The sequence below is a fragment of the Phycicoccus sp. M110.8 genome (assembly GCF_032464895.1).
In the GTDB taxonomy this organism is placed as follows: domain Bacteria; phylum Actinomycetota; class Actinomycetes; order Actinomycetales; family Dermatophilaceae; genus Pedococcus.
In genome coordinates, this window is sequence record NZ_JAWDIC010000003.1 from 266,560 (window position 1) to 285,222 (window position 18,663).

General features: G+C 70.0%; 29 protein-coding genes. 2 read left to right on the forward strand and 27 right to left on the reverse strand.

All coding sequences use genetic code 11. From position 1 onward, the window contains the following. Positions 1 to 25: 25 nt before the first annotated feature. A complete protein-coding gene (locus RKE38_RS14535) occupies positions 26 to 1,708 on the reverse strand; it encodes an ABC-F family ATP-binding cassette domain-containing protein (protein WP_316008198.1) in 1,683 nt (560 codons plus the stop codon). A gap of 203 nt (positions 1,709 to 1,911) precedes the next feature. On the opposite strand from RKE38_RS14535, the gene RKE38_RS14540 reads away from it, so the two are divergent. Next, positions 1,912 to 2,805, forward strand: coding sequence for a hypothetical protein (locus tag RKE38_RS14540; protein ID WP_316008199.1), 894 nt, complete (start codon positions 1,912 to 1,914; stop codon positions 2,803 to 2,805). Between the two features lie 19 nt (positions 2,806 to 2,824). Here RKE38_RS14540 and truA read toward each other — a convergent pair whose 3' ends face one another. After that, the gene (truA, locus tag RKE38_RS14545) at positions 2,825 to 3,679 is read right to left on the reverse strand and encodes a tRNA pseudouridine(38-40) synthase TruA (RefSeq protein WP_316008200.1); all 855 of its coding nucleotides are present in this window, start codon (positions 3,677 to 3,679) and stop codon (positions 2,825 to 2,827) included. A 48-nt stretch (positions 3,680 to 3,727) separates the two neighbouring features. Here truA and RKE38_RS14550 point away from each other — a divergent pair, with 48 nt between their 5' ends. Next, positions 3,728 to 4,891 (forward strand): MFS transporter, encoded by a 1,164-nt coding sequence (locus RKE38_RS14550; RefSeq protein WP_316008201.1) that lies wholly within the window; start codon positions 3,728 to 3,730, stop codon positions 4,889 to 4,891. Positions 4,892 to 4,986: 95 nt separating this feature from the next. Here the strand turns inward: RKE38_RS14550 and rplQ are convergent, their stop codons facing one another. The 25 genes from rplQ to rplV form a co-directional block, all read right to left on the reverse strand. Beyond that, positions 4,987 to 5,688 (reverse strand): 50S ribosomal protein L17, encoded by a 702-nt coding sequence (rplQ, locus tag RKE38_RS14555; protein ID WP_316008202.1) that lies wholly within the window; start codon positions 5,686 to 5,688, stop codon positions 4,987 to 4,989. A 71-nt stretch (positions 5,689 to 5,759) separates the two neighbouring features. Then, positions 5,760 to 6,794: a DNA-directed RNA polymerase subunit alpha gene (locus RKE38_RS14560; protein WP_310154361.1), complete on the reverse strand. Its 1,035-nt coding sequence runs from the start codon at positions 6,792 to 6,794 to the stop codon at positions 5,760 to 5,762. Positions 6,795 to 6,945: 151 nt separating this feature from the next. After that, the gene (gene rpsD / locus RKE38_RS14565; RefSeq protein ID WP_316008203.1) at positions 6,946 to 7,554 is read right to left on the reverse strand and encodes a 30S ribosomal protein S4; all 609 of its coding nucleotides are present in this window, start codon (positions 7,552 to 7,554) and stop codon (positions 6,946 to 6,948) included. 28 nt (positions 7,555 to 7,582) lie between these two features. Further along, positions 7,583 to 7,987: a 30S ribosomal protein S11 gene (gene rpsK / locus RKE38_RS14570; RefSeq protein ID WP_310154356.1), complete on the reverse strand. Its 405-nt coding sequence runs from the start codon at positions 7,985 to 7,987 to the stop codon at positions 7,583 to 7,585. After that, positions 7,987 to 8,364, reverse strand: a complete 378-nt coding sequence (gene rpsM / locus RKE38_RS14575) for a 30S ribosomal protein S13 (protein ID WP_310154353.1) — start codon at positions 8,362 to 8,364, stop codon at positions 7,987 to 7,989. Before rpsM ends, rpsK begins: the two co-directional genes overlap by 1 nt. A gap of 232 nt (positions 8,365 to 8,596) precedes the next feature. Continuing rightward, positions 8,597 to 8,710, reverse strand: a complete 114-nt coding sequence (gene rpmJ, locus RKE38_RS14580) for a 50S ribosomal protein L36 (RefSeq protein WP_010148647.1) — start codon at positions 8,708 to 8,710, stop codon at positions 8,597 to 8,599. Between the two features lie 55 nt (positions 8,711 to 8,765). Then, entirely contained in the window at positions 8,766 to 8,987 is a 222-nt protein-coding gene (infA, locus tag RKE38_RS14585; protein WP_006946284.1) for a translation initiation factor IF-1, read from the reverse strand. A gap of 128 nt (positions 8,988 to 9,115) precedes the next feature. Then, positions 9,116 to 9,958, reverse strand: coding sequence for a type I methionyl aminopeptidase (map, locus tag RKE38_RS14590; protein WP_316008204.1), 843 nt, complete (start codon positions 9,956 to 9,958; stop codon positions 9,116 to 9,118). Next, a complete protein-coding gene (locus tag RKE38_RS14595; protein WP_316008205.1) occupies positions 9,958 to 10,533 on the reverse strand; it encodes an adenylate kinase in 576 nt (191 codons plus the stop codon). The genes map and RKE38_RS14595 overlap by 1 nt, the downstream gene beginning before the upstream one ends. Then, the gene (secY, locus tag RKE38_RS14600; RefSeq protein WP_316008206.1) at positions 10,534 to 11,847 is read right to left on the reverse strand and encodes a preprotein translocase subunit SecY; all 1,314 of its coding nucleotides are present in this window, start codon (positions 11,845 to 11,847) and stop codon (positions 10,534 to 10,536) included. Positions 11,848 to 12,073: 226 nt separating this feature from the next. Beyond that, the gene (gene rplO, locus RKE38_RS14605; RefSeq protein ID WP_316008207.1) at positions 12,074 to 12,589 is read right to left on the reverse strand and encodes a 50S ribosomal protein L15; all 516 of its coding nucleotides are present in this window, start codon (positions 12,587 to 12,589) and stop codon (positions 12,074 to 12,076) included. A gap of 2 nt (positions 12,590 to 12,591) precedes the next feature. Further along, positions 12,592 to 12,774, reverse strand: coding sequence for a 50S ribosomal protein L30 (gene rpmD, locus RKE38_RS14610; RefSeq protein ID WP_020143226.1), 183 nt, complete (start codon positions 12,772 to 12,774; stop codon positions 12,592 to 12,594). After that, complete coding sequence (rpsE, locus tag RKE38_RS14615) at positions 12,774 to 13,424, reverse strand: 30S ribosomal protein S5 (RefSeq protein ID WP_310154247.1); 651 nt, start codon at positions 13,422 to 13,424, stop codon at positions 12,774 to 12,776. The genes rpmD and rpsE overlap by 1 nt, the downstream gene beginning before the upstream one ends. Before the next feature lie 43 nt (positions 13,425 to 13,467). Beyond that, positions 13,468 to 13,842 (reverse strand): 50S ribosomal protein L18, encoded by a 375-nt coding sequence (gene rplR / locus RKE38_RS14620; protein ID WP_316008208.1) that lies wholly within the window; start codon positions 13,840 to 13,842, stop codon positions 13,468 to 13,470. A gap of 3 nt (positions 13,843 to 13,845) precedes the next feature. Beyond that, on the reverse strand, positions 13,846 to 14,382 hold the full coding sequence (gene rplF / locus RKE38_RS14625; RefSeq protein WP_316008209.1) for a 50S ribosomal protein L6: 537 nt from the start codon (positions 14,380 to 14,382) through the stop codon (positions 13,846 to 13,848). An 11-nt stretch (positions 14,383 to 14,393) separates the two neighbouring features. After that, complete coding sequence (gene rpsH / locus RKE38_RS14630) at positions 14,394 to 14,792, reverse strand: 30S ribosomal protein S8 (RefSeq protein WP_310154238.1); 399 nt, start codon at positions 14,790 to 14,792, stop codon at positions 14,394 to 14,396. Positions 14,793 to 14,881: 89 nt separating this feature from the next. Then, positions 14,882 to 15,067, reverse strand: coding sequence for a type Z 30S ribosomal protein S14 (locus RKE38_RS14635; protein WP_310154234.1), 186 nt, complete (start codon positions 15,065 to 15,067; stop codon positions 14,882 to 14,884). A 1-nt stretch (position 15,068) separates the two neighbouring features. Next, entirely contained in the window at positions 15,069 to 15,638 is a 570-nt protein-coding gene (gene rplE / locus RKE38_RS14640; RefSeq protein WP_316008210.1) for a 50S ribosomal protein L5, read from the reverse strand. Between the two features lie 5 nt (positions 15,639 to 15,643). Next, entirely contained in the window at positions 15,644 to 15,994 is a 351-nt protein-coding gene (rplX, locus tag RKE38_RS14645) for a 50S ribosomal protein L24 (protein ID WP_310154228.1), read from the reverse strand. Between the two features lie 3 nt (positions 15,995 to 15,997). After that, positions 15,998 to 16,366 carry a 50S ribosomal protein L14 gene (gene rplN / locus RKE38_RS14650; RefSeq protein ID WP_310154225.1) on the reverse strand — a complete coding sequence of 123 codons (369 nt, stop codon included), beginning with the start codon at positions 16,364 to 16,366 and terminating at the stop codon, positions 15,998 to 16,000. A gap of 136 nt (positions 16,367 to 16,502) precedes the next feature. Further along, complete coding sequence (gene rpsQ, locus RKE38_RS14655) at positions 16,503 to 16,793, reverse strand: 30S ribosomal protein S17 (protein WP_316008211.1); 291 nt, start codon at positions 16,791 to 16,793, stop codon at positions 16,503 to 16,505. Then, entirely contained in the window at positions 16,790 to 17,038 is a 249-nt protein-coding gene (gene rpmC / locus RKE38_RS14660) for a 50S ribosomal protein L29 (RefSeq protein WP_310154220.1), read from the reverse strand. The genes rpsQ and rpmC overlap by 4 nt, the downstream gene beginning before the upstream one ends. Then, a complete protein-coding gene (gene rplP / locus RKE38_RS14665; protein ID WP_056883301.1) occupies positions 17,038 to 17,457 on the reverse strand; it encodes a 50S ribosomal protein L16 in 420 nt (139 codons plus the stop codon). Before rplP ends, rpmC begins: the two co-directional genes overlap by 1 nt. 5 nt (positions 17,458 to 17,462) lie before the next feature. Then, positions 17,463 to 18,287, reverse strand: a complete 825-nt coding sequence (gene rpsC, locus RKE38_RS14670) for a 30S ribosomal protein S3 (RefSeq protein ID WP_316008212.1) — start codon at positions 18,285 to 18,287, stop codon at positions 17,463 to 17,465. Further along, positions 18,287 to 18,655 carry a 50S ribosomal protein L22 gene (rplV, locus tag RKE38_RS14675; protein ID WP_310155856.1) on the reverse strand — a complete coding sequence of 123 codons (369 nt, stop codon included), beginning with the start codon at positions 18,653 to 18,655 and terminating at the stop codon, positions 18,287 to 18,289. The genes rpsC and rplV overlap by 1 nt, the downstream gene beginning before the upstream one ends. Between the last annotated feature and the right edge of the window lie 8 nt (positions 18,656 to 18,663).

Below are 18,663 nucleotides of genomic sequence, written 5' to 3' on the forward strand. Positions count from 1 at the left end.
GGTCAGCGGGCCCGCACCCCGCAGGTCAGCGGGCCCGCGCCACCCGGCCCTCGTCCCACACCGGGCCGTCCGACTCGTACACCCGGCCGTCCTGGCCGAAGACGAGGAACCGGTCGAACCCGCGCGCGAACCAGCGGTCGTGCGTGACCGCCAGGACGGTGCCCTCGAAGGCCGCCAGCCCCTCCTCGAGTGCCTCCGCGGAGTGCAGGTCGAGGTTGTCGGTCGGCTCGTCGAGCAGCAGGCAGGTCGCGCCGGAGAGCTCGAGCAGCAGGATCTGGAACCGCGCCTGCTGGCCACCCGAGAGCGAGTCGAAGGTCTGCTCCGAGGCCCCGGCCAGCCCGTACCGGTCGAGCACCTTGGCGGCCTCCTCGCGGGGTCGCCCGGCCCGGTGCTCGTCCCCGCGGTGCAGGATCTCCAGCAGCGTCCGGCCCGCGAGCGCCGGCTGGTCGTGGGTCTGGGCGAACCACCCCGGGCGGACCCGCGAGCCCAGCCGCAGCCGGCCGGTGTGCGCGACCGGGGCCGGGCGGACGTCGCCCACCGGCTGGTGCTCCAGGTCGGGGTCGGAGCCACCGGCGGCCACGAGCCGCAGGAAGTGGGACTTGCCCGAGCCGTTGCTGCCCAGGACCGCGACGCGCTCGCCGAACCAGACCTCGAGGTCGAACGGCCGCATCAGGCCGGTCAGCTCCAGGCCCTCGGCGATGACGGCGCGCTTGGCCGTCCGGCCGCCGGTGAGCCGCATCCGCACGTTCTGGCGCTGCGGCACCGCCTCCGGCGGCCCGGCCTCCTCGAACCGCCGCAGCCGCGTCTCGGCAGCCTGGAGCTTGGGCGCCATGTCGGAGTTGTAGGCGGCCTTCTGCCGGTACATGACGACGAGCGCCTTGAGCTTGGCCTGCTCCTCGTCCCAGCGCCGGCGCAGCTCCTCGAGCTTGGCGTTCCGGTCCTCGCGCGCCTGGTGGTACGTCGAGAAGCGGCCCGGGTGCACCCACAGCGTCGACCCGGCCGCGCCCGGCTCCAGGGTCGCGATCCGCGTCGCCACGCGGTCGAGCAGCTCGCGGTCGTGGCTGACGAACAGGACCGTCTTGGGCGAGGAGACGAGCTGCTCCTCGAGCCACCGCTTGGCGGGGACGTCGAGGTAGTTGTCGGGCTCGTCGAGCAGGAGGACCTCCTCCGGCCCCCGCAGCAGCGCCTCGAGGACGATCCGCTTCTGCTCGCCCCCGGACAGCGTCGCGACCTTGCGCCACTGGGCCTGCTCGAAGGGGATCCCGAGTGCCGCCACCGTGCAGACGTCCCAGAGCGTCTCGTACTCGTAGCCGCCGACGTCGGCCCAGTCGACGAGCGCCTGCGCGTAGGCCATCTGGTCGGCCTCGCTGTCGCGCTCCATCATGAGCAGCTCGGTGCGGTCGATCTCCGCGGCGGCCCGGCGCACCGGCTCGGGCGCCACGGAGACGAGCAGGTCACGGACCGTGGACTCGTCACGGACCGACCCGATGAACTGGCGCATCACTCCCAGCCCCCCGGACCGGGTCACCGCACCCTCGTGCGGGGCGAGGTCGCCGGCCACGACCCGGCCCAGGGTCGTCTTGCCCGTGCCGTTGGGTCCGATGAGCGCCACCTTGGCACCTTCGCCGACCCGCAGGGACACCTCGGTGAGCAGCGGCCTGCCGTCGGGCAGGACGAAGCCGACGGAGTTGATGTCGAGGTGGCCCACGACAAGCCATGGTCCGGCACCCGGGGGCGGCCCGTCACCCCCTTTTCGCGGGCCTCCCTCCCCCGAACGGAGGAGAAGTAGGTAAAGGGTTGTCCAAGTCGTCGCGAGGCATCCCGTACGGCCTCGCACAATGGATGCAGTCCGCAACGAAACAGCCGCCAACGGACGCAACCGGCCACATGCGCCGAAGGGGGAAGTCCAGCGTGACCCGCAGCCTGCGCCTGACCCACGCCGTGGTTAAGGTCGCCGTCGTGGCTCTGCTCGCGATCACGGCCGTCGGGGCCACCGCCGCGCTGCGGGCCGAGGCCGTCGTCGAGCAGGTTCCGCCGGACGCCCCGCGGGCGATGTGGGTCTGGGACACCAGCAGCCCCCAGGCCGTGGTCGACCTCGCCGTCGAACGTGGCATCGGGCAGCTGTATGCCGCGGTGCCGCCCAACGTGGGCAGCTCGCCGCATCTGGCGCAGCTCACCGAGCTCAGCACGCTGGCCCGCCAGCGGGGACTGCGCATCGACGCCCTCGGCGGCGACCCGGGCTGGGTGGACAACCCCAGCTGGGTGGTCGACAACTGGCTCCGACCGGCCATCGCGACCCACCTCTTCAGCGGGGTCCACGTCGACATCGAGCCCTATGCCACGGCGGCCTGGCAGACGAAGCGCTCGACGGTGGTGCGCAAGTACCTGTCCACGCTCGACACCCTCGTCAAGGCCGCGGGCACGGTGCCGCTGGAGGCGGACATCCCGTTCTGGCTGGACGAGGTCCCCGCCGGGAAGTCGACCCTCGACCGCGAGGTCATGCGCCGCACCAAGGGCGTCACCGTGATGGCGTACCGCAACACCGCCGCGGGCCCGGACGGCACCATCGCCCTCGCCGCGAAGGCGGTCGCCGCCGGCACGGCGCTCGGGGTGCCCGTGCGGATCGGCCAGGAGACCGACGACCTCGGCACCGACCCGGTCGAGGTGAAGCAGACGTTCCACGGCTTCACGCTCTCGCAGATGGAGGTACAGCTCGACCAGGTCGTCGCGGCATACACCTCCTCGCCGTCCTTCGCGGGGCTGGCGATCCACAGCGCGGCGGGCTACGCCGCGATGACGCCCTGACCTGCTGACACCAGGGCGCTCACTCCAGCGTCCGCACGGACCGGGCCTCCTGCGCCCGCGCCGCGAGCTGCCCGTCCTCGGGGTAGACGACCTCCTCGAGCGACAGCCCGTGCGGCGGCATGACGACGACGCCGGGGTCCCGCCGCGCCGCCCGCAGCACCTCGGCCGGCCACCCCACCGGGCGTCGCCCCTCCCCCACCGGGACCACGGCCCCGACGAGGGAGCGGACCATCGAGTGGCAGAAGGCGTCGGCGACGACGCGCGCCTCGAGGACACCGTCGGGGCCACGTTCCCACCCGTAGTCCAGCAGCGTCCGGACCGTCGTCGCCCCCTCCCGGCGCTTGCAGAAGGCCGCGAAGTCGTGCAGCCCGACCAGCGACCGGGCAGCCTCGTCCAACAGGTGCTCGTCGAGCGGTCGCTTGGTCGCCACCGTGTCACGGCGCCGCAGCGGGTCGACCGCCTCCGGCCGGTCGCACAGCCGGTACCGGTAGCGACGGCGCAGGGCCGAGAAGCGGGCGTCGAAGCCCGCCGGGGCCACGCCCACGGCCCGCACCACGACGTCCGGCGGCAGGATGCCGCGCAGCCGGGTCAGCGCAGCGGCCTCGGGCGAGCGGTCCGACCGTCCCGGCAGCGCCGCCCAGGCCTGCGGGTCGGGGTCGAGGTGCACGACCTGGCCGCGCGCGTGCACGCCCGCGTCGGTGCGGCCGGCGACGACGAGCCGGACGGGTTCAGTCGCGCGCAACAGGGTGCCCAGCGCTGCCGACAGCTCGCCCTCGACGGTCCGCAGCCCGGGCTGCGCCGCCCACCCGGAGAAGTCCGTCCCGTCGTAGGAGACGTCGAGGCGCACGCGCAGGGGCGGCGACGCGGTCGACATGGTGGCGAGCCTACCGACGGCCCAGGCACCCTCTGCCACAGTGGGGCGGTGACCGGCACGGACCTCGACCGCACCCCGCTGTCCACCCACCGCCGCGCGGTGGCCGCCGCCTTCGGCGCCCAGGGGCTGCTCTTCATCTCGCTCACCACCCGTCTCCCGCGGTTCCAGGACCAGTGGGGGCTCAGCGAGCTCGCGGTCTCGGGCCTGCTGCTCATGGTGGTCCTGCTCGCCGGCCTGGGCTCGGTGCTGGCGGAGCTCGGGGCGAAGCGGGCCGGCAGCGCCACCGTGCTGCGCGGCGCCCTCGTCCTCGCGGGCCTCGGCCTCGCCGTCGTGGCCCTCGCCCCCGCCGAGCCCGTCTTCGTGGCCGGGCTGGCGGCATACGGGCTCGCCCTCGGGTCCATCGACGCCACGACGAACATGCAGGCGGTCGCGCTCGAGCACCGCTACGGCCGCACCATCCTGCCGACGTTCCACGGCGCGTGGACCCTGGGCGGCATCGCCGCCACGCTCGTGGCCATCGCCGTCAGCGGGCTCGGCATGACGGCGGGCCTGCTGCCGCTGGCGGTGCTCGGGGTGCTGGCCGCCGCCGCGCCCTTCCTGCCGCACGACGTCACGCCGGTCGAGCCGGCGGCCTCGGGGTCGGTGCCGTGGCGGCGCATCCTGCTGCTGGGGGCCGCCATGGTGCTCTTCTACATGGTGGACACGGCCGCCACGACGTGGGGACCGGTCTTCCTGCGATCGGCCCACGACGCCCCGGACTGGCTGCTGCCCCTGGCCACACTGCCCTACCTCGTCGCGAGCGGGGCGTCCCGTCTCGGCGGGGACGCGGCCGTGGCGCGATGGGGTTCGGTCCCCCTGCTGCGGGCCGGAGCGGTCGTCGCGGCGCTCGCGCTCGCCGTCATCGTCTTCTCCCCCACCTGGGCGGTCGCGGTGCTCGGCTTCACCGTGCTCGGGGGGTCGGTCGCGGTCATCGCACCCCTGAGCTTCTCCGCCGCGGCCGCGGTGGCCGGCAGCGGGCTCGACCCCGAGGCCCGCCGGGCCCGGGTGGACGCCGTCATCGCCCGCTTCAACCAGTTCAACTACGTCGGCGGCCTGCTCGGCGCGGTGCTCACCGGCGCGGTGGGCGCCGGCTCCCTTCGGATCGGCTTCGCCGTGCCGATGGTGCTGGTCCTGCTGATCCTCCCGCTCGCCGGCGCCTTCCGCGACGCCTGACCCGGCCGCACCCACCGGCTCACGCGCGACGACGGAACGGGCCGCCCACCCCGCATGGGATGGACGGCCCGTTCGTGTGTGCCGTGCGGCTGGCGTCAGGCGCCGGCCTTGGTGAAGCCTGCGGCCTCGGCGTCCTCGGCGGACTTGAACCAGAACTCGGCCTTGGTCTGCTCGAACCACTGGCCGTCGGGCTCGTGGTACTTGCCCGAGTCGCGGTTGCCCTTGACCGTGTAGGCCTCGTCGGGCGACGAGCCGTCCTCGTTCGCGACGACGGCGCCGGCCGGCACCTCGGTGTCGGTGGCCTCGGTGGTCTCGGCCTCCTCCGCCTTGGCCTCGGCCTCGGCGGCCTTGGTCTCGGCAGCGGCGTCCTTCGCCTCGGCCTGCTTGGCGGCGCGCTTGGTGGCGGCCTCCGCTTCCTTGACCGTCGCCTTCTTGGCGATGGGCTCGCGGACGAGCTCGATCACCGCCATGGGGGCGTTGTCACCCTTGCGGGCACCGATCTTGGTGATGCGGGTGTACCCGCCCGGACGCTCGGCCATGTCGGGCGCGATCTCGGTGAAGAGACGGTGCACGACACCCTTGTCGGAGATGACCGACAGGACCCGGCGACGGGCGTGCAGGTCACCGCGCTTGGCGAACGTGACCAGGCGCTCGGCCAGCGGGCGCAGGCGCTTGGCCTTGGCCTCGGTGGTGGTGATCGAGTCGTGCTCGAACAGCGACGTGGCCAGGTTGGCCAGGATCAGCCGCTCGTGCGCCGGACCGCCGCCGAGACGGGGACCCTTGGTGGGGGTAGGCATTTCGTAGGTTCTCCTTGGTGTGTGACCGACCGGGCCCGGCAGGGCCGTTCCCGGCGGTCAGCGGCGGTTGGTCAGAGCTGCTCGTCCTCGGCCAGCGAACGGCCGTCGTCGGAGAAGTCGTCGTCGTAGTCGCCGTAGTTGTCGGCGATCGCGGAGGGGTCGAACCCGGGCGGGCTGTCCTTGAGGGCCAGGCCCATGCCGGCCAGCTTGGCCTTGACCTCGTCGATCGACTTCGCACCGAAGTTGCGGATGTCGAGCAGGTCCGCCTCGCTGCGGCCCACGAGCTCACCCACGGTGTGGATGCCCTCGCGCTTGAGGCAGTTGTACGAGCGGACGGTCAGGTCGAGGTCCTCGATCGGCAGCGCCAGGTCGGCGGCCAGGGCCGCGTCGGTCGGCGACGGGCCCATGTCGATGCCCTCGGCCTCGACGTTGAGCTCGCGGGCCAGGCCGAACAGCTCGACCAGCGTCTTGCCGGCGGAGGCCATCGCGTCACGGGGAGCCATCGAGTTCTTGGTCTCGACGTCGACGATCAGCTTGTCGAAGTCGGTGCGCTGCTCCACACGGGTGGCCTCGACCTTGTAGGTCACGGCCAGCACCGGGCTGTAGATGGAGTCGACCGGGATCCGGCCGATCTCCTGGTCACCGGACTTGTTCTGCTGGGCCGAGACGTAGCCGCGACCGCGCTCGACGGTCAGCTCCATCTCGATCTTGCCCTTGCCGTTGAGCGTGGCGATGTGCAGGTCGGGGTTGTGCACCTCGACACCCGCGGGCGGGGCGATGTCGGCAGCGGTGACCGCGCCGGCGCCCTGCTTGCGCAGGTACATCACGACCGGCTCGTCGTGCTCCGAGGAGACCACGAGCTGCTTGATGTTGAGGATGATCTCGGTGACGTCCTCCTTGACCCCGGGGATCGTGGAGAACTCGTGCAGCACGCCGTCGATGCGGATGCTGGTGACCGAGGCACCCGGGATGCTCGAGAGCAGGGTGCGACGCAGGGAGTTGCCGAGCGTGTAGCCGAAGCCGGGCTCGAGGGGCTCGATGACGAAGCGGCTGCGGTTGTCCGCAACGACGTCTTCGCTGAGCGTGGGGCGCTGTGCGATGAGCACGCTGTTTCTTCCTTTCCGTCGGCGACCGCCATATGACGCCGATGAAGTCGCCGGTTGTCAGCCGGCCGGCCGGTCCACCTCTGTCCGTGGCCGACCACACCCTGCCCGTGTGCCGCGTGCGCGAGGTGCGCACGCGGCACAAGGGACGGGGTCAGTTCTTCGAGTAGAGCTCGACGATCAGCTGCTCGGTGAGGATCGTGTCGATCTGCTCACGCACGGGCAGCTGGTGCACCAGGATCTGCAGCGAGCCCGGGACGACCTGGAGCCAGGCCGGGGTGGGGCGGTCGCCGTAGGTCTGGCGGGCCAGCTCGAACGGGAAGGTGTTCGCGGACTTGGCGCGGACGGTGATGATGTCGTACTGCTCGACGCGGTAGGACGGGACGTCCACGCGCACGCCGTTGACCTCGAAGTGGCCGTGGGTCACGAGCTGGCGGGCCGCACGACGGGTGCGGGCCAGGCCGGCGCGGTAGACCACGTTGTCCAGGCGGGACTCGAGGATCTGCAGCAGGTTCTCACCGGTCTTGCCCGAGCGGCGCGAGGCCTCCTCGTAGTAACCGCGGAACTGCTTCTCCATGACGCCGTAGGTGAAGCGGGCCTTCTGCTTCTCCTGCAGCTGGGTGAGGTACTCCTTCTCCTGCATCCGGCGACGGCCGTGCTGGCCGGGCGGGAAGGGACGGAGCTCGAAGTTCTTGTCCCCGCCGACGAGGTCGACCTTGAGGCGACGGGACTTCTTGGTGATGGGTCCGGTGTAACGGGCCATGGTTCTCTACTCTCTCCTGTCCCGTGGCTCAGACGCGGCGGCGCTTGGGCGGACGGACACCGTTGTGCGGCGAGGGGGTGACGTCGCTGATCGCGCCGACCTCGAGGCCGGCGGCGGTCAGGGACCGGATCGCGGTCTCACGACCGGAGCCCGGGCCCTTGACGAAGACGTCGACCTTGCGCATGCCGTGCTCCATGGCGCGGCGGGCGGCGGCCTCGGCAGCCATCTGGGCGGCGTACGGGGTGGACTTGCGCGAGCCCTTGAAGCCGACCTGGCCGGCGGAGGCCCACGAGATGACCGCACCGGTCGGGTCCGTGATCGAGATGATGGTGTTGTTGAACGTGCTCTTGATGTGGGCCTGGCCCACGGCGACGTTCTTCTTCTCCTTGCGGCGCACCTTCTTGGCGCCCGCGGTACGGCTCTTGGGGGGCATTACTTACCAACCTTCTTCTTGCCGGCGACGGTGCGCTTCGGGCCCTTGCGGGTGCGAGCGTTCGTCTTCGTGCGCTGACCGCGCACCGGGAGACCGCGGCGGTGACGAAGGCCCTCGTAGGAGCCGATCTCGACCTTGCGGCGGATGTCAGCGGCGATCTCACGTCGGAGGTCACCCTCGTGCTTGACGTTCGCCTCGATGTAGTCGCGGAGCTTGACCAGGTCCTCGTCCGTGAGCTCACGGACGCGGGTGTCGGGGTTGACCCCCGTGCTGGCCAGGGCCGCCTGGGCGGTCGTGCGACCGACCCCGAAGATGTAGGTGAGAGCGACCTCGACGCGCTTCTCGCGCGGGAGGTCCACACCGACAAGACGTGCCATCTTGTGGATTCCTTTGTTTTACCGGAGGTCTGGAGCAGTACCGGTCCGGGCGAGTTCCCGAGGTCTGCCTCGGGGCACCGGTCCCCGGCCTCCGGGCCGGGGGTGACGTCCTGGTTGGTGTGGGAACACCACGCACAGGGGCCGGGTACTGCAGTTCTTCACTTGTGCGTCTCGCGAAAGCTGCGAGGTCGTGCGGGGTCCGCGCCCACGAGGGGCCCGGTGGTGGAGCTGCTCAGCCCTGACGCTGCTTGTGGCGCAGGTTCTCGCAGATCACCATGACCCGGCCGTGACGGCGGATCACCTTGCACTTGTCGCAGATCTTCTTGACGCTCGGCTGGACCTTCATAGCCTCTGCTTCGCCTCGATCTGGGCCGCTGACCTCGTGGCCAGCGGGTACTGCATCAGCGGTAGCGGAAGACGATCCGGCCACGGGTCAGGTCGTACGGGCTGAGCTCCACCACCACGCGGTCCTCGGGGAGGATCCGGATGTAGTGCTGGCGCATCTTCCCCGAGATGTGAGCGAGCACCTTGTGACCGTTGGTCAGCTCCACCCGGAACATGGCGTTCGGGAGAGCCTCGACGATCGTGCCCTCGATCTCGATGACACCGTCCTTCTTGGCCATAGCCTCCACAATCTGCTGTCGCATCCGCCCGGATGGCGGACACACGAATGCGGCGCGCACGTCGCGCACCGACGCACAAGTCTACGCCAGACCCCTGCTGAGCACGAAATCGTGCTCGGACCGAGCGGTCAGGACAGGGGGGCGAACGGGACCCCGGCGGCCTCGAGCCGCTCCTTGCCCCCGTCGAGCGCGGTCAGCACCCAGATGCCGTCGTCGGTGACGGCCACGGAGTTCTCCCAGTGCGCCGCGCGGGACCCGTCCGTGGTCACGACCGTCCAGTCGTCCTCCAGGACGTGGGTCTCGGCGCTGCCGAGGGTGACCATCGGCTCGATGGCCACGGTGAGGCCGGAGCGCACTGTGGGGCCCTTCTCGCGGACCCGGTAGTTCGGGACCTGGGGGTCCATGTGCATGGCGGTCCCGATGCCGTGGCCGACGTAGTCCTCGACGATGCCGTACTCGCGCCCGGACCGCTCCCCCGCCTCGACGAGGCTGTCCTCGACGGCGGCGCCGACGGCATACAGGGACTCGCCCACGGCGAGGGCGGCGATGCCGGCCCACATGGAGTCCTCGGTGGCGTCGATGAGCTCAAGGTCCTCGGGCCGGCCCGCCTCGCGCCCGCCCACGACCAGGGACAGCGCCGCGTCGCCGTGCCAGCCGTCGACGATGGCGCCGCAGTCGATGGAGACGAGGTCACCCTCCTGGAGCACCCGGCTGCCCGGGATCCCGTGGACGACCTCGTCGTTGACGGAGGTGCACAGCGTGCCCGTGAACCCGTGGTACCCGAGGAACGACGGTGTCGCCCCGCAGCCGCGGATGTGCTCCTCGGCGAGCTCGTCGAGCTGCCGGGTGGTCATGCCCGGGCGGACGGTCTGGGCCATGAGCTGGAGGGTCTGCCCGACCACCAACCCGGCCCTGCGCATGCGCAGGATCTGGTCGGGGGTCTTGGTCTCGACGCGGGACCTGCCGAACATCAGGAGGCTGCAGCTCCTCGCAGTGCCGCGGTGATGCGCTCGAACACCTCGTCGACAGTGCCCATGCCGTCGACCTGCACGAGCAGGCCCCGGCCGGAGTAGACCTCGGTCAGCGGGGCGGTCTCGCGGCGGTAGATCGCCTGCCGCTCGCGGATGACCTCCTCGGTGTCGTCGTCCCGGCCCTGCTCCTCGGCCCGCTTGAGCAGGCGCTGCACGACGGCGTCCTCGTCGACGGTGAGCTCGAGCACCGCCTCGAGGCGGTGGTCGTGCTCGGCGAGGATCGCGTCGAGGGCGTCGACCTGGGGAGCCGTGCGCGGGTACCCGTCGAGCAGGAAGCCCTGCTCGGCGTCGGCCTCGAACAGCCGGTCGCGGACGATGGCGTTGGTGATCTCGTCGGTGACGTAGCCACCGGAGGAGAGGACCTCCTTGACCTGCAGGCCGAGGGGGGTCTCGTTCTTGATGTTGGCGCGGAAGATGTCGCCCGTGGAGATGGCGGGGATGCCGAACTCGGCGGCGATCTTCGCGGCCTGCGTGCCCTTACCGGCGCCGGGCGGGCCGAGGATGATGAGGCGCATTTACCGGAGGAACCCTTCGTAGTGACGCTGCTGCAGCTGGGACTCGATCTGCTTCACCGTCTCCAGGCCCACACCGACGATGATGAGGATGGAGGTGCCACCGAACGGGAAGTTCTGGTTGGCGTTGACGAGCACCAGCGCGACGAGCGGGATCAGCGAGATGAGGCCGAGGTAGATGGCCCCGGGGACCGTGATGCGGGTGAGCACGTAGTCGAGGTACTCGGCCGTGGGTCGCCCGGCGCGGATACCTGGGATGAAGCCGCCGTAGCGCTTCATGTTGTCGGCGACCTCGACCGGGTTGAACGTGATCGACACGTAGAAGAACGTGAAGAACAGGATCAGGCCGATGTACAGGAGCATGTAGATCGGGTGGTCACCCCGCACGAGGTTCGCCTCGATCCACGTCACCCAGCCGGCCTGGTTGCCGGTGGCCGACCGGTTGAACTGTGCCACGAGCGAGGGCAGCGCGAGCAGCGAGGAGGCGAAGATCACGGGGATGACGCCGGCCATGTTGACCTTGAGCGGGATGTAGGTCGAGGTCCCGCCGTACATCTGTCGCCCGACCTGCCGCTTGGCGTACTGGACCGGGATGCGCCGCTGGCTCTGCTCGACGAAGACGACGAGCGCGATGATCAGGAAGCCGAGCAGGATCACGCCGATGAAGACGTCCCAGCGGCCGTCCTGCTGCTGGATCGCCCACAGCGAGCCCGGGAACGAGCTGGCGATCGAGGTGAAGATCAGCAGCGACATGCCGTTGCCGATGCCCTTGTCGGTGACGAGCTCACCGAGCCACATGACCACGCCCGTGCCGGCGGTCATGGTGAGCACCATGATGACCAGGGTCGGGATCGACTCGTCGGGCAGGATGCTCGTGCAGTCCGGGCCGAACAGCGCCGAGGGGTTCTGCGCGAAGGTGATGAGCGTCGAGGACTGCAGGATCGCCAGGCCGATGGTCAGGTACCGCGTGTACTGCGTCATCTTCGTCTGGCCCTGCTGGCCCTCCTTCTTGAGGGCCTCGAACCGCGGGATGACCACGGTGAGCAGCTGCACGATGATGCTGGCCGTGATGTACGGCATGATCCCCAGCGCGAAGATCGACAGCTGCAGGAGCGCACCACCGCTGAAGAGGTTGGCCAGGCCGAGCACGCCGGAGTTCTTGGGCGCGCTCTTGATGCAGGCCTGCACGGCCGAGTAGCTCACGCCCGGGACGGGCACGTGCGAGCCCAGCCGGAAGATCACGATGATGAAGAGCGTGAACAGCAGCTTCCTGCGCAGGTCCGGCGTCTTGAACGCACGGGTGAAGGCGGTGAGCACAGGTCCTCCTGGTGGCGCGGGGGTCCCCCGCGGGAACGGTCAGGCAATCCTGAGAACGATACCCCGGGACTGCAGTGGTGCCGTACGGCAGGCGGCAGGCGGGGTGTCACCGCGCCTGCCCGGGCGCCGGGGGCCCGACCCGAGGGTCCGGGCCCGGCACGGCAAAGACGTATGCCGCGGGCTCACGAAGAGGTGAGCCCGCGGCATACGTCGTGGTGCGGAGACGTCAGGCGGAGGCGACCGAGCCGCCGGCGGCCTCGATCTTCTCCTTGGCGCTGGCCGAGACCGCGTCGACGGTCACGGCGACCTTGACGCTGATCTCGCCGGTGCCGAGCACCTTGACCGGGTAGCCGTCACGGACGGCGCCCTTGGCGACGAGGCCGTCGACGGTCACGTCGCCACCCTGGGGGTAGAGGGCGGAGAGGCGGTCGAGGTTGACGACCTGGTACTCCACCTTGAACGGGTTCTTGAAGCCACGCAGCTTCGGCAGCCGCATGTGCAGCGGCATGGCGCCACCCTCGAACCGCTCGGGCACCTGGTAACGGGCCTTGGAGCCCTTGGTGCCACGACCGGCGGTCTTGCCCTTGGAGCCCTCACCGCGACCCACACGGGTCTTGGCGGTCTTGGCGCCGGGGGCCGGACGCAGGTGGTGCAGCTTGAGGGCCGAGCCCTCCGAGGCCTTGGCCTCGGGAGCCGCAGCCTTGGCGGCGGGCTTCTTCGCAGTGGCCTTCTTCTCGGCCATGGTTAGTCAACCTCCTCGACGGAGACCAGGTGGGTCACCGTCTTGACCATCCCGCGGATCTCGGGACGGTCCTCCTTGACGACGACGTCGCCAATGCGCTTCAGACCGAGGCTGCGCAGGGTGTCGCGCTGGTTCTGCTTGCCACCGATCTCGGAACGGGTCTGGGTCACCTTCAGACGTGCCATCACGCACCAGCCTTCGCGGCCTCGCGGCCGGCGGCCTGGGCGCGCAGCATGGCGGCCGGGGCGACCTGGTCGACCGGCAGGCCACGGCGGGCGGCCACGGCCTCGGGGCGCTCGAGGCCACGCAGGGCCTCGACCGTCGCGTGGACGATGTTGATGGCGTTGTCCGAGCCCAGGGACTTGGACAGCACGTCGTGGATGCCGGCGCACTCCAGGACCGCACGCACCGGGCCACCGGCGATGACACCGGTACCGGGAGCGGCGGGACGGAGCATGACGACGCCCGCGGCGGCCTCACCCTGGACGGGGTGCGGGATGGTGCCCTGGATGCGCGGGACCTTGAAGAACTGCTTCTTGGCCTCCTCGACACCCTTGGCGATCGCGGCGGGGACCTCCTTGGCCTTGCCGTAGCCGACACCCACGGTGCCGTCGCCGTCACCCACCACCACGAGGGCCGTGAAGCTGAAGCGGCGGCCACCCTTGACGACCTTGGCAACGCGGTTGATGGTCACGACGCGCTCGACGTACTGGCTCTTCTCGGCCTGGTCGCGTCCGCCGTCGCGGCGGTTGTCGCGGCCGCCACGGCGGTCGCCGCGCTCGCCGCGGTTGTCGCCGCCGGCGGCGCCAGTGCCTCGACGCTGGGGTCCGGGCATCAGATGTTCCTCATCTCAACGATTGCGGTGTTCTTGGCGGTCATCACAGGGCCAGCCCACCCTCGCGGGCGCCCTCGGCGATGGCGGCGACCCGGCCGTGGTAGCGGTTGCCACCCCGGTCGAAGACGACGGCCTCGACGCCGGCGCTCTTGGCGCGCTCGGCGAGCAGCTCGCCGACCTTGCGCGCCTTGGCGGTCTTGTCGCCCTCGAAGGTGCGCAGGTCCGCCTCCATCGTGGACGCCGACGCGACGGTCTTGCCGACCGTGTCGTCGACGATCTGCACGAAGACGTGGCGCGACGAGCGCGACACGACCAGGCGCGGACGCGCGGTGGTACCGGACACCTTCTTGCGCAGGCGCAGGTGACGACGTCCGCGTGCAGCGGACTTGCCCTTGGCTCGCTTGACGGTCATTGCCATGGCTTACTTACCAGCCTTTCCGACCTTGCGACGGATGTGCTCGCCCGCGTACCGCACGCCCTTGCCCTTGTACGGGTCGGGCTTGCGCAGCTTGCGGATGTTCGCGGCAACCTCGCCAACCAGCTGCTTGTCGATGCCCTGGACCGAGAAACGGGTCGGGTTCTCGACGGCGAAGGAGATGCCCGCGGGGGCCTCCACGGTGATCGGGTGGCTGTAGCCGAGGGCGAACTCGAGGTTCCCGCCCTTGTTGACCACGCGGTAACCCGTGCCGTGGATCTCCATCTTCTTCTCGTAGCCCTCGGTCACGCCGAGCACCATGTTGTTGATGAGCGAGCGGGTCAGGCCGTGCAGGGCACGGGACTGGCGCTCGTCGTTGGGGCGCTTCACCTCGACGGTGCCGTCGGCCTGCTCGACCGTGATGGGCTCGGCCACGACGTGGCTGAGCTCACCCTTGGGGCCCTTCACCGTGACGGCCTGGCCGTCGATGGTGATGTCGACACCGCTCGGGATGGCGACCGGGAGTCGTCCGATTCGCGACATGTCGAATCCCCTTACCAGACGTAGGCGAGGACTTCCCCGCCCACACCCTTGGTCGCGGCCTGGCGGTCCGTGAGGAGGCCAGACGAGGTGGAAATGATGGCCACACCGAGGCCCCCGAGGACCTTGGGCAGGTTCGTCGACTTGGCGTAGACGCGCAGGCCGGGCTTGGAGACACGGCGCACGCCAGCGATCGAGCGCTCGCGGTTCGGGCCGTACTTCAGCTCGATGGTCAGCGTCTTGCCGACCTCGGCGTCCTCGACCTTCCAGCCGGCGATGTAGCCCTCGGCCTGGAGGATCTCGGCGATGTGGGACTTGAGCTTGGAGAACGGCATGGAGACTGCGTCGTGGTGCGCCGAGTTGGCGTTCCGGACGCGGGTCAACATGTCCGCAATCGGGTCAGTCATGGTCATGGGCTTCTCCGCCCTCTCTCACCGCGGTTTCACTGCGCCTGTCGCGCAGCGACCTTCGATGTAGAAGAAATTCGTGGATGGGTGGGGTCTTACCAGGAGCTCTTGGTCACGCCGGGGAGCTCGCCGCGGTGGGCCATCTCCCGGAGGCAGACACGGCACAGGCCGAACTTGCGGTACACCGAGTGCGGGCGGCCGCAGCGCTGGCAGCGCGTGTAGGCCCGAACCTTGAACTTCGGCTTCTTGTTGGCCTTGTTGATCAGGGCGGTCTTCGCCATGTCAGTTCTCCTTGAAGGGGAAGCCGAGCGCCTTGAGCAGAGCGCGGCCCTCGTCGTCGTTGGTGGCGGTGGTCACCACGGTGATGTCCATGCCACGCACGCGGTCGATCCGGTCCTGGTCGATCTCGTGGAACATCGACTGCTCGGTCAGGCCGAAGGTGTAGTTGCCCTTGCCGTCGAACTGCTTCGGCGACAGGCCACGGAAGTCGCGGATGCGGGGCAGGGCCACGGACACGAGGCGGTCCAGGAACTCCCACATGCGGTCGCCGCGCAGCGTGGTGTGCGCGCCGATCGGCATGCCCTCGCGCAGCTTGAACTGCGCGATCGACTTGCGGGCCTTGGTGACGATCGGCTTCTGCCCCGTGATGGCGGACAGGTCGCGGATCGCGCCCTCGATGAGCTTGGCGTCCTTGGCGGCGTCGCCCACACCCATGTTGACGACGACCTTGACGACGCCGGGCACCTGCATGACGTTCGCGTAGCCGAACTGCTCGAGCAGCTGGCCCTTGATCTCGTCGGAGTAGCGCGTCTTCAGGCGCGGGGCCGTCTTCTCGGCGATGGTGTCAGTCATGTTCCTCACAGGTCCTTGCCCGAGCGCACCGCGACACGGGTGCGGCTGGCCTTCTCGCGGCCGCCACGCTCGACGGTCTCGACGCGGGTCTTGACCCGGGTCGGCTTCTTCTCGGACGGGTCGACGATCGCCACGTTGCTCACGTGGATCGCGGCCTCCTGGACGACCAGGCCACCGGTGCGGCTGCCGCGAGCGGTCTGGCCGGCCTTGGTGTGGCGGGTCACGCGGTTGACGCCCTCGACCAGCACGCGCTGGGTCTCGGGGTAGACGGCGATGACCTTGCCCTGCTTGGCCTTGTCCTTGCCCGTGAGGACCTGGACGAGGTCGCCCTTCTTGATCTTCATCTTTGCAGCCATGGCTCAGAGCACCTCCGGCGCCAGCGAGATGATCTTCATGAACTTCTTGTCGCGCAGCTCGCGGCCCACGGGGCCGAAGATGCGGGTGCCACGGGGGTCGCCGTCGCCCTTGAGGATGACGGCAGCGTTCTCGTCGAACTTGATGTAGCTGCCGTCCGGCCGCCGGCGCTCCTTGGTGGTGCGCACGATGACCGCCTTGACGACGTCGCCCTTCTTGACGTTGCCGCCGGGAATGGCGTCCTTGACGGCGGCGACGATGACGTCACCGATGCCGGCGTAACGACGACCCGAGCCACCGAGAACACGGATGCACAGGATCTCCTTGGCACCGGTGTTGTCGGCGACGCGCAGTCGCGACTCCTGCTGGATCACTTCTCACTCCTGTCGTCGAGCTGGTTCTCACCCGCGGGTGAGCCTGGCCGAACTGTGGTGGTCTGGTCCGGTCCCGCGGCCGCCCCTCGGGGAGGGGCGCCGCGCGGGCCGGGGGTGCGGGCGGACCCGCAGGTGCTTACTTGGCCTTCTCGAGGATCTCGACGACGCGCCAGCGCTTGGTGGCCGACAGCGGACGGGTCTCCATGATCAGGACCCGGTCGCCGATGCCCGCAGCGTTCTGCTCGTCGTGCGCCTTGACCTTGCTCGAGCGACGCATGACCTTGCCGTAGAGCGCGTGCTTGACGCGGTCCTCGACCTCGACCACGACGGTCTTGTCCATCTTGTCGCTCACCACGTAACCCTGGCGGGTCTTGCGGTAGTTGCGGTCGGTCGCCGTCACGGCCTCATCCTTCACGTTCTCGCTCATGCCGACTCCTCCGTGGTGGCCGGAGCCTGTCCGATCCCGAGCTCGCGCTCACGCAGCTCGGTGTAGATGCGGGCGATGTCCTTGCGGACCGCGCGCAGCCGGCCGTGGTTGTCCAGCTGGCCGGTGGCCGACTGGAAGCGGAGGTTGAACAGCTCCTCCTTGGCCTTGCGCAGCTCGTCGACCAGGCGGTCGTCGTCGAGACCACGCAGGTTCTCTGACGTCAGGTCCTTGGATCCGACTGCCATCAGATGTCACCACCCTCACGCCGAACGAAGCGGCACTTCATCGGGAGCTTGTGCATCGCCAGACGCATGGCCTCGCGGGCCACCTCCTCGGAGACACCCGAGACCTCGAACATGACGCGGCCGGGCTTGATGTTGGCGATCCACCACTCGGGGGAACCCTTACCGGAACCCATGCGGGTCTCGGCAGGCTTCTTGGTCAGCGGACGGTCGGGGTAGATGTTGATCCACACCTTTCCGCCACGCTTCATGTACCGCGTCATGGCGATACGAGCGGACTCGATCTGGCGGTTGGTGACGTAGGCGGGCTCGAGGGCCTGGATGCCGTAGTCGCCGAACGCGATCTTGGTGCCGCCCTTGGCAGCGCCCGAGCGACCCGGGTGGTGCTGCTTGCGGTGCTTGACTCGACGAGGAATCAGCATGGCGGTCAGGCCTCCTCAGTGGCAGCCGGTGCGCTCGCCTCGGGGGCGGTCGCCTCGGCGGCGGTCGTCTCGGTGGCGGCCGGGGCGGCCTCGGTCCGCTCGCGACGGGCGCGGGCGGGACGGTCGGCCCCGTCACGGCGCGGGCCACGGCTCGGGCGCGGGGCAGCAGCCTGCTGCTGGGCCAGCTCGCGAGCGGTCACGTCACCCTTGTAGATCCACACCTTCACGCCGATGCGGCCGAAGGTGGTGCGGGCCTCGTAGAAGCCGTAGTCGATGTTCGCGCGCAGGGTGTGCAGCGGCACGCGACCCTCGCGGTAGAACTCGGTGCGCGACATCTCGGCGCCGCCGAGGCGACCGGACACCTGGACACGGATGCCCTTGGCGCCGGCGCGGGTGGCGGACTGCATGCCCTTGCGCATCGCGCGACGGAAGGAGACACGGGCCGAGAGCTGCTCGGCGATGCCCTGGGCGACCAGCTGCGCGTCGATCTCGGGGTTCTTGACCTCGAGGATGTTCAGCTGCACCTGCTTGCCCGTGAGCTTCTCGAGCTCGCCGCGGATGCGGTCGGCCTCGGCGCCACGGCGACCGATGACGATGCCCGGGCGCGCCGTGTGGATGTCCACGCGGACGCGGTCACGGGTGCGCTCGATCTCGACGCGGGAGATGCCGGCCCGCTCCATGCCCTCGGACATGAGCTTGCGGATCGCCACGTCCTCCTTGACGTAGTCGCGGTAGCGCTGGCCCTCCTTGGTGGAGTCAGCGAACCAGCGGCTCTTGTGCTCGGTGGTGATGCCGAGGCGGAAGCCGTGCGGGTTGACCTTCTGGCCCATTAGCGGGTGCCTCCCTTGGTGGTCTTCGGCGTGACGACCACGGTGATGTGGCTGGTGCGCTTGTTGATGCGGGCCGCGCGGCCCTGGGCGCGCGGCCGGAACCGCTTCATCGTCGGGCCCTCGTCCACGAAGGCAGCGCTGACGACGAGGTTGCGCTCGTCGAACGCCTCCGACGCCTTGTCCGCCTTGACCCGGGCGTTGGCGACGGCGCTCTCGAGCACCTTCTTCACCGGGTCGGACGCGGACTGCGGCGCGAAGGTGAGCACCGCGACGGCCTCGGTGACCTGCTGGCCACGGATGAGGTCGACCATGCGGCGGGCCTTCATCGGCGTGACGCGCACGTGGCGCGCGACGGCCTTGGCTTCCATCACGTTGT

Bases quoted from the DNA above. Each gene is read 5' to 3' on its own strand.
- rpsQ (WP_316008211.1), bottom strand. From the start codon at position 16,793: ATGAGCGAGAACGTGAAGGATGAGGCCGTGACGGCGACCGACCGCAAC.
- rpsK (WP_310154356.1), bottom strand. From the start codon at position 7,987: ATGCCCCCCAAGAGCCGTACCGCGGGCGCCAAGAAGGTGCGCCGCAAG.
- rpsH (WP_310154238.1), bottom strand. From the start codon at position 14,792: ATGACCATGACTGACCCGATTGCGGACATGTTGACCCGCGTCCGGAAC.
- rplE (WP_316008210.1), bottom strand. From the start codon at position 15,638: ATGACTGACACCATCGCCGAGAAGACGGCCCCGCGCCTGAAGACGCGC.
- rplV (WP_310155856.1), bottom strand. From the start codon at position 18,655: ATGGAAGCCAAGGCCGTCGCGCGCCACGTGCGCGTCACGCCGATGAAG.
- RKE38_RS14635 (WP_310154234.1), bottom strand. From the start codon at position 15,067: ATGGCGAAGACCGCCCTGATCAACAAGGCCAACAAGAAGCCGAAGTTC.
- rplP (WP_056883301.1), bottom strand. From the start codon at position 17,457: ATGCTGATTCCTCGTCGAGTCAAGCACCGCAAGCAGCACCACCCGGGT.
- rpmJ (WP_010148647.1), bottom strand. From the start codon at position 8,710: ATGAAGGTCCAGCCGAGCGTCAAGAAGATCTGCGACAAGTGCAAGGTG.
- rpmD (WP_020143226.1), bottom strand. From the start codon at position 12,774: ATGGCACGTCTGAAGGTGACCCAGACCCGTTCCGAGATCGGTGGCAAG.
- rplR (WP_316008208.1), bottom strand. From the start codon at position 13,842: ATGGCAATGACCGTCAAGCGAGCCAAGGGCAAGTCCGCTGCACGCGGA.
- RKE38_RS14595 (WP_316008205.1), bottom strand. From the start codon at position 10,533: ATGCGCCTCATCATCCTCGGCCCGCCCGGCGCCGGTAAGGGCACGCAG.
- map (WP_316008204.1), bottom strand. From the start codon at position 9,958: ATGTTCGGCAGGTCCCGCGTCGAGACCAAGACCCCCGACCAGATCCTG.
- rpsE (WP_310154247.1), bottom strand. From the start codon at position 13,424: ATGCCCGGACCCCAGCGTCGAGGCACTGGCGCCGCCGGCGGCGACAAC.
- rplF (WP_316008209.1), bottom strand. From the start codon at position 14,382: ATGTCGCGAATCGGACGACTCCCGGTCGCCATCCCGAGCGGTGTCGAC.
- rpmC (WP_310154220.1), bottom strand. From the start codon at position 17,038: ATGGCAGTCGGATCCAAGGACCTGACGTCAGAGAACCTGCGTGGTCTC.
- infA (WP_006946284.1), bottom strand. From the start codon at position 8,987: ATGGCCAAGAAGGACGGTGTCATCGAGATCGAGGGCACGATCGTCGAG.
- rplX (WP_310154228.1), bottom strand. From the start codon at position 15,994: ATGGCTGCAAAGATGAAGATCAAGAAGGGCGACCTCGTCCAGGTCCTC.
- rplO (WP_316008207.1), bottom strand. From the start codon at position 12,589: ATGGCCGAGAAGAAGGCCACTGCGAAGAAGCCCGCCGCCAAGGCTGCG.
- rplQ (WP_316008202.1), bottom strand. From the start codon at position 5,688: ATGCCTACCCCCACCAAGGGTCCCCGTCTCGGCGGCGGTCCGGCGCAC.
- rpsC (WP_316008212.1), bottom strand. From the start codon at position 18,287: ATGGGCCAGAAGGTCAACCCGCACGGCTTCCGCCTCGGCATCACCACC.
- truA (WP_316008200.1), bottom strand. From the start codon at position 3,679: ATGTCGACCGCGTCGCCGCCCCTGCGCGTGCGCCTCGACGTCTCCTAC.
- rpsM (WP_310154353.1), bottom strand. From the start codon at position 8,364: ATGGCACGTCTTGTCGGTGTGGACCTCCCGCGCGAGAAGCGCGTCGAG.
- rpsD (WP_316008203.1), bottom strand. From the start codon at position 7,554: ATGGCCCGTTACACCGGACCCATCACCAAGAAGTCCCGTCGCCTCAAG.